Genomic DNA, 12,620 nt, shown 5'->3' on the forward strand with positions numbered 1-12,620 from the left:
AATAGTCCAACCTTGATAATCAGCGCTCCCCAATTACCGATAACGCTTTTACTCAATACGGTTGCTAACGGGACCGAAGAGTTTCCTAACTCGTGTGCTGGAATGATTCCCATTGGTAACAATGAGATTAGAACATATAAGCTCCAAACAATAACGAAGCTGATTACCGTTGCCAGTCCAACTTCAGCGTGTTTCTTTGCCCGTCGTGACATTGAGACGGCTGCCTCAATCCCAACAAAGCACCAGACAATCGTACTCATTGCTTGACCGATCTGTTGAGAAATATTAGTTGAGTGGTGACTTGAAGCTAAGACATGTGTCCATTGGGTAACACTAAATACATGTGGTTGAAATAATGTTATTCCAATAATAATCACCAAAATCAATGGTAATAATTTAGCAATTGTAATAACCGCGTTCAAGATACTGACTTCGTGAACACCGCGCCAGCCAATCAGTGTATAAATCCATAAAATAACGGAGCCACCAATAAAGCAGCCAAATGGCGATAATGGATGAGGCAACATACTATTCAAGGTCTTGAAGAACAATGAAATAAAAGCAATATTACCAAAAATTGATCCCAACCAGTATCCCCAGAACGAATTGAAACCGACGTAGTTTCCAAAACCTTCCTTGGCATAAGTATAAATTCCACCATCAAGCTCGGGCTTAACCAGTGCTAGCTTATAAAAGACTAGCGCTAACATCAGAATCCCCAAGCCACCAATCAACCACGCAATCAGCGCCGTCAACGGATTTGCTTTTAAAATAAGGTCGGTGGGACTATTAAAAATTCCACCGCCAATTATCGTACCAACAATTAAGGTGATTAAGAGGAACAGATTTAACTTCTTTTCCTTCACCTTAATCACCTCGCTCGTTTTTATTCAATTATTATAACACATTAACCTACAGTAATTGTACCATTGGCAACAAGCCAAATTGCAACAACACTAAGGATAAGAATCAATACCATTACGCACTTTTCAGCACCAGTCATCTTATGACTGTTTTCACGACAGCTTTGGTAGTAAATGATGAATCCAGGGATGAAACTGATGGAAACAAGTAATACTTCTTGCCAACCGGCTAAGAACATGCAAGCAAACATGAATGCGGCTGAAAGTAAACCAATCGTGAATTGACCCCACTCTTTGTGTTCTGAACTGTACTTCATTTGGTAAAGACCAACGAAGAGGTATGAGAACAGAATAGCAGCAGAACAAAGTGAATATGCGAATTCGTATGCCTTTTCAGTAAAGAGCAATGAGAAGAGGAAGATAGTTTGTAATACACCAGTAATCATTAAGGAAGCAGTAGGTGCGTTCTTAGCATTTACCTTTCCCCAAATCTTTGGCATTGCTTTATCTTCAGCAACTAACATTGTGGTTTCGGCTGGAAGCATGGTCCATGATAACCAGGAAACGATGGTTGAAATAATCAAACCAACGTTAATCAGAACAGAACCCCAAGTACCAACAGTTGCTTGAAGAACGTGACCAATAGCAGGTTGACCCATTGAAGCCAATTGTGCCCGGTCTAATGCACCATAAGGCAAAATAGAAATCAAAACATAAATAACAACTAAGGTTACAAAGGCAATGATTGATGCTTCTTGAGCAGCTGAACGTGACTTAGCACGGTGAGCCATAACTGAAGCACCTTCAACCCCGATAAATACCCAAATCAGAGTCATCAGAGTACCTTGCATTTGAGCCCAAACAGAACCAGTAGTAGTTCCCTTTGAAGCGTTGTTAGCAACACGGCCCCAGAAGTCAGCAGTGAACATTCCGGCCTTGAAGCAAACAACCATAATAACGATGAAGATTACAAGTGGTAAGACCTTGCAGATCGTCCCAATCATGTTGACAAAGGAAGCACTTTCCACACCGTTGTTAACAAGGATTGTCAAAAGCCAACAAAAGATAATTGCAACAATGATTGAAGGTAGGTTTTGACCACCCTTGAATGTTGGGAAGAAAGTACCGATTGAACTCATCAGCATTGTCGCGAAGGCAATGTTACCAAGCCATGCAGATAACCAGTATGACCAACCAGAAATAAATTCACCCATTGGTCCGAATCCGGCACCCGCGTATGAGAAGATCCCAGCAGTTAAGTCAGGACGCTTTTCAGACAAGTTGTTCAAAGAAAGAACAAGCATTAAGAAACCAATACCGACAAAGACCCATGCTAACAGAGCAGGACCTGGTGCGGCAGCAGCTGAAACATCACTGGTAATCCCAAAAATACCAGTACCAATACAGGAACTAACGATTAGGGCGATTAATTCGCCTTTACCGATTCCCTTTTTTTCATTTTCCATCTTTACACCCCTTTTACTCTAAGTGTGAGCTAATGTGTTTCATTATTAAATTGTAGATTACACGTGCGTCACTATTATTTTTGCTAATAATAATTAACGTATCGTTCCCCGCAATCGTTCCAACGACTTCTGGAATATCCAGTTCATCAAACATTCCTCCCAATATCGTCGCGTAGCTTGAATTCAATGCTGTTTTAACAACATTGATAAATTGCACCGTTTCAATAGTTCGAACATTTTCACGGATCCCAGTATAAAGCCGACTAAAATCATGGTCTGGCGTTAACTGTAGTTGAACGTAGTAGGTGCGACCCTTACCATCGTTAGCCTTAACAATATTAAGCGCATGAATATCACGAGAAATCGTCGCTTGGGTGGTCTCGATCCCCTGCTGAGTCAAAAGATCCAGTAATTCATCCTGAGTCTCGATCTTGTGATCGCTAATTAACTTCTCGATCACCTTCCGCCGCGCCTTACGATTCATTCTCGTTCACCCCTATCACAATTTAACAAATTAATTATACAACAAAGTAACTTTAGAACAATAAAAGCAGCGAAAAACACTTATGCTGAACTACTATTCAGGTCGAAAGTGCATTTGCTGCTTTTCAAACTAACTAGTTTTTAAGATCTTCACGTACAATTGGGCAGGACATGCAACGTGGACCACCACGACCACGAGACAATTCACTTGAGCGAACCTCATGAACGAGAATTCCGTGCTTCCGCAGCAAATCATTAGATACATAGTTACGGTCGTATGTAACAACCTCACCTGGTGCAATTGTTAACGTGTTAGAACCATCGTTCCATTGTTCACGTGGAGCAACGATTGGATCACCGTTACCAGTTGGGATCAAGTCGATTTCTGGCTTGTCCAATACTTCTTCAAGAACCTTTTGAAGGTCTGTCCGGTGTTGAATTTCAACTTCGCCATCCTTACCTGGGTGAAGGATGTAAGTATCAATCTTACCACCATCCAAGATTTGCGGATGAACAGTAAATTGATCATAGTTGATCATTGTGAAGACAGTGTCAAGGTGCATCATTGCGTGGTTGTGTGGAATGTGAATTGCAACAACAGTGTCGTAGTTGGAATCCTTGAATAAGTTCCGTGCAATGTCCATGATTGCATCTGCTGAAGTACGTTGAGAAATACCGATAGCAAATACGTGGTCAGAAAGGACTAATTCATCCCCACCTTCGATCCGAGTGTCATGGTAACGATCACGCCATACATGAACACCCTTGTTAGCGAACCGAGGGTTGTGCTTAATGATGTATTCAGTGAATAGTGATTCACGTTGACGAGCCTTGAATGTCATGTGGTTGATGGTAATACCATCACCGATTGAGGCTTGTGGGTCACGAGTGAAGTATGCGTTTGGCATTGGATCCATGAAGAATGGGTAGTCAGCATCTTCAGCCATTTCAGCAAGTGAAACGAACTTAGTGTGAATCTCATCCTTCCGTACCCCAGCAATAATCTTGTCAACCATTGCTTGAGTATCCATGCTAAGCAAGTATTCCTTCAAAGCGTCGTGAACAGCACCGGCAGCATGGCCAGATTCTGCTAACATCTTTTCAAGGAATTCATTCTTTACTTGATCATCTGCTAATGCTTCAGCAGCCAACTTAGCGAAGTAAAGTACTTCGATTCCTTGGTCCTTTAAAGTCTTAGCAAAGTAATCATGTTCTTCTTGTGCGATTGGCAGGTATGGAATGTCATCAACAAGCATCCGGTGAAGAATGTCTGGGTAGACATTTTCAATTTCATGACCAGGTCGATGAAGCATAACTGTCTTAAGCTTACCAATTTCAGATGTTACGTGAATTGGGCTTTGCATATACACTCACTCCTTTTGTGTGCTTTCATTTGATTACGTGTATATAATACCTAGTTTTGAAACCGTTGTCAAATCCTAATTTGACGGCAATTTGTGCAATTATAGAGCTGAATGAATTTTGTCATAAATTATACAAATTTATATGCAATCAGCTACGACAAAATGCATAATCCGTCCGTTGACATTGCATAAAATTGAATAATAATTTCACAAAGTTTTTTTAATTGCTTTCTTTTTCATGAAGGTACGTGGCAAACAATTGGTCCCTAGCTTGCAAGTAAGCATCGTTCTTTGCGCTCGGGTGAACACGGTTTGTTAAGACAATCATCCCTTGATCTTCTTCCCGATCAAGAATTAACCAGGTACCGGTAAATCCCGTATGGCTAATCATTAAATGATGATCATTAGTAGCGTGAAGTAGCTTCCACCCTAACGAGCGACTGTGTTCTCCTAGAATTAGTGTCTGATCCCTAAATAACTGGTTAACGGTGTCAGCACTAAACAGGCCGTCTAGATTAGTTTCAATTAACGCCCGACCATAAACCAGCAAATCGTCTAACGTCGCAAACATTCCGGCACACCCGCATTCTGCACCTAAGATATATGCTTTCGGGTCATGAGCGACCCCACGGATCAGCCCCCGTTGTGCTTGAATCTCAGTTGGAACACAATTCTTCACATCAGGGTTGAAGCTTGCACCTGTCATCTTTAATGGCTTTAATACCCGATTTTGAATTAACTGTTGGATTGGCTCACCATAGACCTGCTCCGCGATCCAGCCAAGATAAAGGAAGTTTACGTCCGCATACCTAATCTGCCGGTTCAAGCTAGAATCAACATGCTGCTGTGTTAAGTAAGCCTGCTTCAATTCTTCAGCCGATAATTCATCGCGGTGTGGAATATAGCCACAAATTCCTGAAGTGTGCGTTAACAAGTTACGGACGGTTGGTCGGGGATCAGTAAACAATGGCAAATATTTTTTCACCGGATCATCCAGTCTTAATCTTCCTTCTTGAATCGCCATTGCAATCACAGGAACCGTCCCGATCACCTTCGTAAGTGATGCTAAATCATACTGCATCCCCTTTCGCAGCGGTTCCTTTTCTGTTTGGACTTCTGCCAGTCCCTTGACTTCCCGATATTCCTGTTCATGGTCAAAAATAGCATAGCTAATCCCAGGAACAATGCCTTCATCTACCATCGCATCGAGGCCTGCAATCGTCTTTTGATATTGTTCTTTCATCCTGATTCCTCCACTCTACATAAAAGCCCAAGCATCAGAAAACTCCGAATACTTAGGCTTAATTAACTATAAATTATTACCGACAAATTGACTATTGTAAAGATCAGCATAGAAGCCATTCTTCTTCATTAATGAATCATGGTTCCCGGTCTCTAAAATATGCCCGTGATTAAGAACAATGATCTTGTCAGCATTTCGAATCGTCGACAGTCGGTGAGCAACAACAAAGCTTGTCCGTCCGCGTTGTAATTCATCCATTGCCTTTTGGATCAGCTCTTCAGTCCGTGTATCAACAGAACTAGTTGCTTCATCTAGGATCAATATCTCTGGATTAGCCAGGAAGGCTCGGGCAATTGTTAGTAACTGCCGCTGCCCCTGTGAGATATTCGATGCTGATTCATCTAGGATCGTGTCATAACCATCCGGCAATTCACGTATGAAATTATCCGCGTGTGCTAACTTGGCAGCTTGGTAAACCTCATCGTCACTGGCATCTTCCCGACCATACTTAATGTTCTCAAAGATTGTTCCCGTGAATAACCAGGTATCCTGAAGGACCATCGCAATGTGGCTCCGCAAATCATCACGTGACATTGATTGCGTGTTTTGACCATCAAGATAAATCTTACCGCCCTTAACATCGTAAAAACGTTCCAGCAAATTAATAATCGTCGTCTTCCCAGCACCAGTTGGCCCAACAATTGCCACCATTTCATTGGGCATTGCCTTCAGGTTAAAGTTCTCGATCAGCGGCTCATCACCATAACTAAAGTTAACATTAGCAAACTCAATCTTCGGTAATGGTTTTTCATCGAGCGGTGTTGGATCCGCATCTGAAGGTTCCATTTCCGGCGCGTCGAGAACCGCAAAGATTCGTTCGGCTGACGCGATCGTCTGTTGGATCGTACTACTTAGGTTAGCGATCTGAGTAATTGGTTGTGAGAACTGGTTAGTATATTGAAGAAATGCCTGAACGTTACCTAATGTAATTTGCCCATGAATAACCTGGATAGCACCAGCAACAGCAACCATCAAGTAGCCAAGGTTGCGGACAAAGTTCATTAGCGGAAAGATCAGGATGGAAAAGAACTGGGCCTTCCAAGCGGCTTGGTAATAACGGTGATTTTTCTTGGCAAAGGCTGCCTCTTCATCCCGTTCCTTATTAAAGGTCTTCACGATCGTATGACCAGCATAGGTTTCTTCAACCTGACCATTAATCTTTCCTAGTTCTGCCTGCTGGTTACTGAAAAGTCGTTGAGCGGTCGGGGCGACAAAGGCAACGATCAGTGCACTGATTGGCAAAGTAATCAATGCTACCAAGGTCAGCTTCCAGCTAATCGTAATCATCAAAATCAAAACCCCAACAAAGGTAATGATACTCGTCACAATTTGGATCAAACTTTGCTGAAGGGTCCCAGCGATATTATCCATATCGTTAACCATCCGGCTCATAATGTCACCATTACTATGGGTATCGTAAAACTTTACCGGAACCCGCTTCATCTTCTCCTTCAGATCTTCACGAAGGTTATAGACAACCTTTTGGGAAATTCGGGTCATCAAAATCTGCTGGGCAAAGCTGAATAAGCCTGAAAAGACGTACAGGAGAACAACAGTAATTCCAATTTGGAATATCCGGTGGAAGTCAATCGGTAGACTTGTAAGGTGAACCCCTTGCTTCATCTCCGCATAGCCATGCATTACGCCATTGTAAATAATGGTGGTCGCCTCACCTAAAATCTTTGGTGCGAGAATGGATAGAATAACGGAAACAATTGCCAAAACAATTGAAACGATCACACCAATCCACCATGGTTTTAAATAGGTAAAGAGGCGCTTAGTGGTTGGCCAAAAGTGTTGTGCTTTTTTGACCCGTCCTCGTGGTCCATTATGCATTTTGTCCATCCCCCTTCTCTATTTGTGAGTACACGATTTCCTGGTAGACATCATTATTCTTGATTAACTGCTCATGTGTTCCTTGACCGACAACAATTCCATCATCCAAGACAATAATTAGGTCAGCATCCGCAACGGTTGATACCCGCTGTGCAACGATCACACTTACCGCCTTTTGAACTTGCTGATCCTTTTTTAAGGCCTGGCGCAATTCAGCATCGGTCTTAAAATCAAGGGCGGAGAAGGAATCATCGAAAATATAGATCGAAGCCGGCTTGATAATCGTTCGCGCGATCGCTAGCCGTTGTCGTTGACCACCAGAGAAGTTACTCCCTGATTGCTCAACGGTCGCATCAAGGCCCCCAGCTTCCTTTACAAAGTCGGCTGCTTTAGCAACCTCTAAGGCATGCCACATTTCATCTTCTGTTGCTTGGGGATTTCCAAACTGGAGGTTCGATCTAATTGTTCCCGTGAAAAGAATAGCTTTTTGCTGGGTAATTGAGATGACTGAGTGAAGTTCTTTCTGGCTTAGTTTTTCGATCGGGCTACCATTAACCTCAATTTCACCACTTTCAATATTGAAAAGCCGCGGAATCAGGTTAACAAGGGTCGACTTCCCAGAACCAGTACCACCGATGATTGCAAGGGTTTGGCCCGCTTTCACCTTAAAATTAAGGTCCTTCAGCGCAAGCCGTTCAGCACCGTCATACCGGAAATTAACGTGATTAAAATTCAATGAGGCCGGTTGATCCTTAACTAAATGCGTCTGGGACTCTTTAGGAAGGTCCTCCACGCTTGGCCGATGTTCAAGAACCGCGTTTACCCGCGCCGCAGAAGCTGATGCCCGGGGAACGAAGACAAAGACCATTGATAGCATCATAAAACTAATCATGATTTGCGTTGCGTAAGTCATAAAGGCAATTAGGTTCCCAACCTGCATCGACATGTTAGCAATTAGCCGACTTCCCAAAAGAATAATCCCAACATTGGTTAAGCTTAAAATCAGCGTCATTACCGGAAAGAGGAATGAAACCAAGGTATAAGCCTTAATTCCGGTATTAGTGTAGTCAGCGTTAGCTTTTTTGAAGCGATCTTGTTCACGATCGTCCTGACGAAATGCCCGAATAACCCGCACACCAGTCAATCCTTCACGGAAGATCAGGTTAATTCGGTCGGTCTTAAATTGAATACTCTTAAATAGGGGTACCGCAAAGTAAATTACGATCCCAACGACAATCGCTAAAATTGGCAAACTAATCAGAAAAACCTTCGTCAAACGTGGTTCACGAACATACGCCAAGACACACGCCGCTACTAGCATAATCGGTGATTGCAGCATCATCCGGAGAACCTGCATCATCACGTTTTGAATTTGCACGATATCGTTGGTTGACCGCGTAATTAGAGACGAGTCACCAAACTTACTCATATCGCGACTAGAAAACTTCATTACGTGGTTAAAAACCTGTTTCCGCAGTTTTTCACCAACCTGCATTGATTGAGTCGCCGCAAAGTAGACATTTCCCGCTGCGGCAATAACCCCGATCCCCGCAACAATCAGCATCATGATCCCTTCATGCCAAATATAAGCAAGATCCTGCTTAACAATCCCGTTATTAACGAGATCCGAGGTAATCGTTGGCAAGTACAAGTCACAGGCAACCTGAATTAACAGGAAGAGGACCGCTAAAGCTGTTGCCCACTTAACAAGGTTCTTTTTTGCAATTTTAATCAAGCTTTTCACCTTCTTTTTCATTCTTCGGTAAACGATCACCATAATAATGGTGAAGGTTCTTTTCCATCATCGTCAATACCCTAATAAATCGTTCTAGGTCTTCCTGGTCGATCCCCGTTAAGAGGTGACGACCAAATTGATGACGTTCAGCAACGATTTTTTCGTAGGTCTTTCTTCCCTTTTCGGTTAAGCGAACGTGAATTATCCGCCGATCATTTTCTTGCCGTTCCCGTTGAATAAGTTCATCACGTTCCAGCCGCTCAAGAACCTCGGTCAATGATCCTGGCTTAATTCTGGCCTTATCCGCAAGTTCCCGTTGTGATAACGGTCGATCGCTCAACGCTAAAATATGAATAATTCGCCCACGACCAAGAAACATCCCCGAATGCTTCACATCCCTTTTTGAAAGGTTGTGCATCTGGCTGATTAACTTAAATAGAGACGGAAACACCTCATTATCAGTAATCATTCTTTTCCTCCAATTATTAGGTACATAATCGTTAGGTACATAACTATTACATAATAATCAGCTTTAGGCAAAATTGCAACCATCATAGTTAAATTTAAAAAAGAAAACTCAGGGATCTACTTTATAAGAAGATTCCTGAGTCCTTGATACTTAATTATTGGTTACTAATTGTTGGTTGTGTACTGATCGTTGGTTGGTTATTGATAGTACCACCAGTATGACCGCCACCAGTAGCTGGACGACGAGATGGAGTATATCCTCCACCACCGGCATTACCACGATAGCTATTACCGCCGCCGTTGTATGAAGCACCAGAGTTACCACCATGACTGCCAGAGTTGTTGTTACCGCCATTATTAGCATTACTGCTTGAAGAATGGGATGAACTGTGACTTGATGATGAACTAGATGAACTGGAGCTTGTGGCGCTTGAGGAGGAAGAAGATGATGAATCATTCTTTTGTTCCTTAATCGTGATGGTCTTCTTAACCTTCTTATGACCACGAGTTGCAATGATATCGTACTTGGCAGCATATTCAAAATCATACTTGATCGTTACTGGGCCATCACTCTTTTCAGCCTTAAAGGTCTTGTAAACCTTGCCGGTATCGTGACCAACAATCTTAACCTTTGTGTTTGGTGAAACGATGATCTTCATTGGTGCAACACCATCATCATTTAACCGTGCTTTCTTCTTATCATAGTTAATGTAAACTTGGTCAGCTTCTTCGTCGGTATCACTAGTGATCGCCTTGGTCTCAGTTATATCAGAGTCCGACTTAGAATGATGATCCGCATAAACGGTTCCACCAATACTACCAACAATAATGAATAACAATAACCAGTTAACAAATGCTCGTCCCCGACTAACAAATGTGTCGCCCTGACGCATCCGTTTAACTTGTCCAACATATTGGATAATTAGCAAAATTAACGCAATTATCCCCACAATTATAAGTACATTTTTTAAATTCATAATTAAACACCATTTATTTTGTCAAATTTAAAAATCACACTATCTTAGTGTAACACGTTTAACCTAATTTCTTAATCACTTTTATTAAAATAATTGTTAAGGCTGAAAAAAACCTATTACTGATAGGTGCTTTTTTTGTAATCCAAATAAGAGGCTAATGCACAAACGATGTACACTAACCCCTTTTATTGCTGCTATATCAGCTACTTATGTGATCTAAAATCACCCGCACGGGGATAATAACCCCTTAATATACCGGGCTTTGTGGCGGGTTTTTCCGCAGTTTTTCCGCACAATTTACAATTCCGCTAATTTCTCGATAATTACAGTATCATTTTTGGCCTTAAATTCATCAATCAAATACGAATAAGTGTTTAGCGTTACGGTGATATTAGAGTGGCCTAATCGCTTGCTAATTGCGTATATATCTACGCCCTTGCCTAATAAGTAAGCTACATGGACATGGCGCAATGAGTGAAAATGAAACCCTTGCTTTTCGATACCAGCCGTACTCATAATAGAGCGTAGACATTTATTCAAAGCGTTGCTTGTGGGAATCGTTCCTAAAACGTTTTGAAACACCATAACACTACTATTAGCCTTTAAGTCTGCTAAATGGTTTAGCAACGACCGGTTAACCTTAATTACCCGGTTACTGCTTGCCGTCTTAGTGGATTTAAAGGCTTTTGTTTTTTCATTCCATGACTTATTGACTGAGATAGTGGAATGTAAGAAATCAATATCTTTCCAGGTTAGCGCCTGGACTTCTGATTTACGCATACCCGTATAAATGGCGGTTAGAATCATGTAACGACTGGTGTTCAATGGATTCAGGCCCTTAACAACCGCCTGCTTTAGCTTCGTCAATTCATCATTGGTAAGATACTGAACTTTTACCTTTTTATCGTGATTATAGGTAACCGTAACATTATGCGTAAAGTCCTTGAGGATAATATCATCATCAATCGCATAATTTACAGCCGTCCTGATTGCGCCGTTTAGCTTGCTAACAGACTTGTAAGCATGATCAGCACCATACCAGTTAATAAATTCCTGGTACTCAGAACGGCGAATATCACGCATTTTGGTATCTTGCCAGTATTCACGAATGTATTTCTTCATAATGCTGTACTGATTGCGAGCGCTAAAACTTTTGGCCTTGCTTTTCTTATAAAGATCAAACCAGCGGTCAAAATAATCTACTAAAGTAATATCGTGAAGATCAGTATTAACCTTATCCAGTTCTCTTTGTAAATTGTCCGCTTCAGCCAGCGCTTGCCGTTTCAGTTTGAAACAGCCGGCGCTTTTTTGGTGACGTTTGCCGTCTTTAGTCTGGTACTCAGCGATACCGTAGTATCCGTTTTTCGCTTTCTTTGCGTAACTCATAGATAAAACCTCTTTCCATCACGCTTACCGGCGGGGATGAATGAGGATAGCTGATAAGGGAGCAACCCCATAGGCTTACACAGGTGGTGAGGTGGTTAAGTAGACCATCCCCTGAATTGCCCCACCGTGAGAGCCTATAAAGCTAGTTTATTAACGTTTGATATGGATTTGGCCTAATTTGAGCTGGGTTTCGTTAAGAATATCAACAATCTGTTTGTAGGCTTGTTCATCCATATCTTTCCGAACATGAGTATCACCAGCATTGGTTACCATAAGCGATGAATCTGGGGAAACTGGTGTTGACTTTTGAACCAGAAAAGCATTATCAACATCGTTTAACAACTCATGTATCTTTTCTTGAATACAATTGATAGTTCCCGTAGTTGTTGTAGGAACATGACCATCTAGACTTTGAACAGCATAACCAATTTGACGCTGAATATCTTCATCTTGATCAATTCGACCAGTCTTAATCAAACGCTGAACCTCAGTTTTAAGCTGGTCAACAGAATATCCAGTAGCTTCCGCCCATTCTTGCCACCCTATTTTGTCGTTTGAGTGGCCAGACAAGTAGAATTGAGGAACATTTAACGACCAGGCCAACAGTTCCCATTCATGTTTAGAGGGCTGATAATTGCCATTCTCAATGTTCTCAATGGTTTGGGCGCTGATATGCTTTTCTTTATGATCAAATACTGATAGCTTATCGGCTTCCTGATTGTAAGCGTCCGCTACTTGC

At 41.9% G+C, this 12,620-nt stretch carries 11 protein-coding genes; all 11 read right to left on the reverse strand.

The window, feature by feature from the left end:
* On the reverse strand, positions 1–866 hold an 866-nt coding region (locus LKJ51_RS06830; protein WP_291980206.1), incomplete at its 3' end, for an amino acid permease.
* A gap of 41 nt (positions 867–907) precedes the next feature.
* The gene (locus tag LKJ51_RS06835; RefSeq protein WP_291979292.1) at positions 908–2,329 is read right to left on the reverse strand and encodes a basic amino acid/polyamine antiporter; all 1,422 of its coding nucleotides are present in this window, start codon (positions 2,327–2,329) and stop codon (positions 908–910) included.
* 13 nt (positions 2,330–2,342) lie between these two features.
* Entirely contained in the window at positions 2,343–2,813 is a 471-nt protein-coding gene (locus tag LKJ51_RS06840) for an arginine repressor (RefSeq protein ID WP_291979291.1), read from the reverse strand.
* A gap of 133 nt (positions 2,814–2,946) precedes the next feature.
* Entirely contained in the window at positions 2,947–4,176 is a 1,230-nt protein-coding gene (gene arcA / locus LKJ51_RS06845) for an arginine deiminase (RefSeq protein WP_102168047.1), read from the reverse strand.
* A gap of 220 nt (positions 4,177–4,396) precedes the next feature.
* Positions 4,397–5,419 carry a serine hydrolase domain-containing protein gene (locus LKJ51_RS06850; RefSeq protein WP_291979290.1) on the reverse strand — a complete coding sequence of 341 codons (1,023 nt, stop codon included), beginning with the start codon at positions 5,417–5,419 and terminating at the stop codon, positions 4,397–4,399.
* 66 nt (positions 5,420–5,485) lie between these two features.
* Positions 5,486–7,315 carry an ABC transporter ATP-binding protein gene (locus tag LKJ51_RS06855; protein ID WP_291979289.1) on the reverse strand — a complete coding sequence of 610 codons (1,830 nt, stop codon included), beginning with the start codon at positions 7,313–7,315 and terminating at the stop codon, positions 5,486–5,488.
* Positions 7,308–9,050 (reverse strand): ABC transporter ATP-binding protein, encoded by a 1,743-nt coding sequence (locus tag LKJ51_RS06860; RefSeq protein WP_291979288.1) that lies wholly within the window; start codon positions 9,048–9,050, stop codon positions 7,308–7,310. The genes LKJ51_RS06855 and LKJ51_RS06860 overlap by 8 nt, the downstream gene beginning before the upstream one ends.
* The gene (locus LKJ51_RS06865; RefSeq protein ID WP_291979287.1) at positions 9,043–9,519 is read right to left on the reverse strand and encodes a MarR family winged helix-turn-helix transcriptional regulator; all 477 of its coding nucleotides are present in this window, start codon (positions 9,517–9,519) and stop codon (positions 9,043–9,045) included. Before LKJ51_RS06865 ends, LKJ51_RS06860 begins: the two co-directional genes overlap by 8 nt.
* A gap of 154 nt (positions 9,520–9,673) precedes the next feature.
* Complete coding sequence (locus tag LKJ51_RS06870; RefSeq protein WP_291979286.1) at positions 9,674–10,495, reverse strand: hypothetical protein; 822 nt, start codon at positions 10,493–10,495, stop codon at positions 9,674–9,676.
* 297 nt (positions 10,496–10,792) lie between these two features.
* Entirely contained in the window at positions 10,793–11,881 is a 1,089-nt protein-coding gene (locus tag LKJ51_RS06875; RefSeq protein ID WP_269028450.1) for a tyrosine-type recombinase/integrase, read from the reverse strand.
* 150 nt (positions 11,882–12,031) lie between these two features.
* Positions 12,032–12,620: hypothetical protein (locus tag LKJ51_RS06880; RefSeq protein WP_291980207.1), on the reverse strand; the 589-nt coding region annotated here is incomplete at its 5' end.

The sequence above is a fragment of the Limosilactobacillus sp. genome (assembly GCF_022651205.1).
Taxonomy (GTDB): domain Bacteria; phylum Bacillota; class Bacilli; order Lactobacillales; family Lactobacillaceae; genus Limosilactobacillus.

Excerpts from the sequence above, each read along its gene's own strand:
- LKJ51_RS06835 (WP_291979292.1), bottom strand. The coding sequence starts at position 2,329 with ATGGAAAATGAAAAAAAGGGAATCGGTAAAGGCGAATTAATCGCCCTA.
- LKJ51_RS06840 (WP_291979291.1), bottom strand. The coding sequence starts at position 2,813 with ATGAATCGTAAGGCGCGGCGGAAGGTGATCGAGAAGTTAATTAGCGAT.
- arcA (WP_102168047.1), bottom strand. The coding sequence starts at position 4,176 with ATGCAAAGCCCAATTCACGTAACATCTGAAATTGGTAAGCTTAAGACA.
- LKJ51_RS06850 (WP_291979290.1), bottom strand. The coding sequence starts at position 5,419 with ATGAAAGAACAATATCAAAAGACGATTGCAGGCCTCGATGCGATGGTA.
- LKJ51_RS06855 (WP_291979289.1), bottom strand. The coding sequence starts at position 7,315 with ATGCATAATGGACCACGAGGACGGGTCAAAAAAGCACAACACTTTTGG.
- LKJ51_RS06865 (WP_291979287.1), bottom strand. The coding sequence starts at position 9,519 with ATGATTACTGATAATGAGGTGTTTCCGTCTCTATTTAAGTTAATCAGC.
- LKJ51_RS06870 (WP_291979286.1), bottom strand. The coding sequence starts at position 10,495 with ATGAATTTAAAAAATGTACTTATAATTGTGGGGATAATTGCGTTAATT.
- LKJ51_RS06875 (WP_269028450.1), bottom strand. The coding sequence starts at position 11,881 with ATGAGTTACGCAAAGAAAGCGAAAAACGGATACTACGGTATCGCTGAG.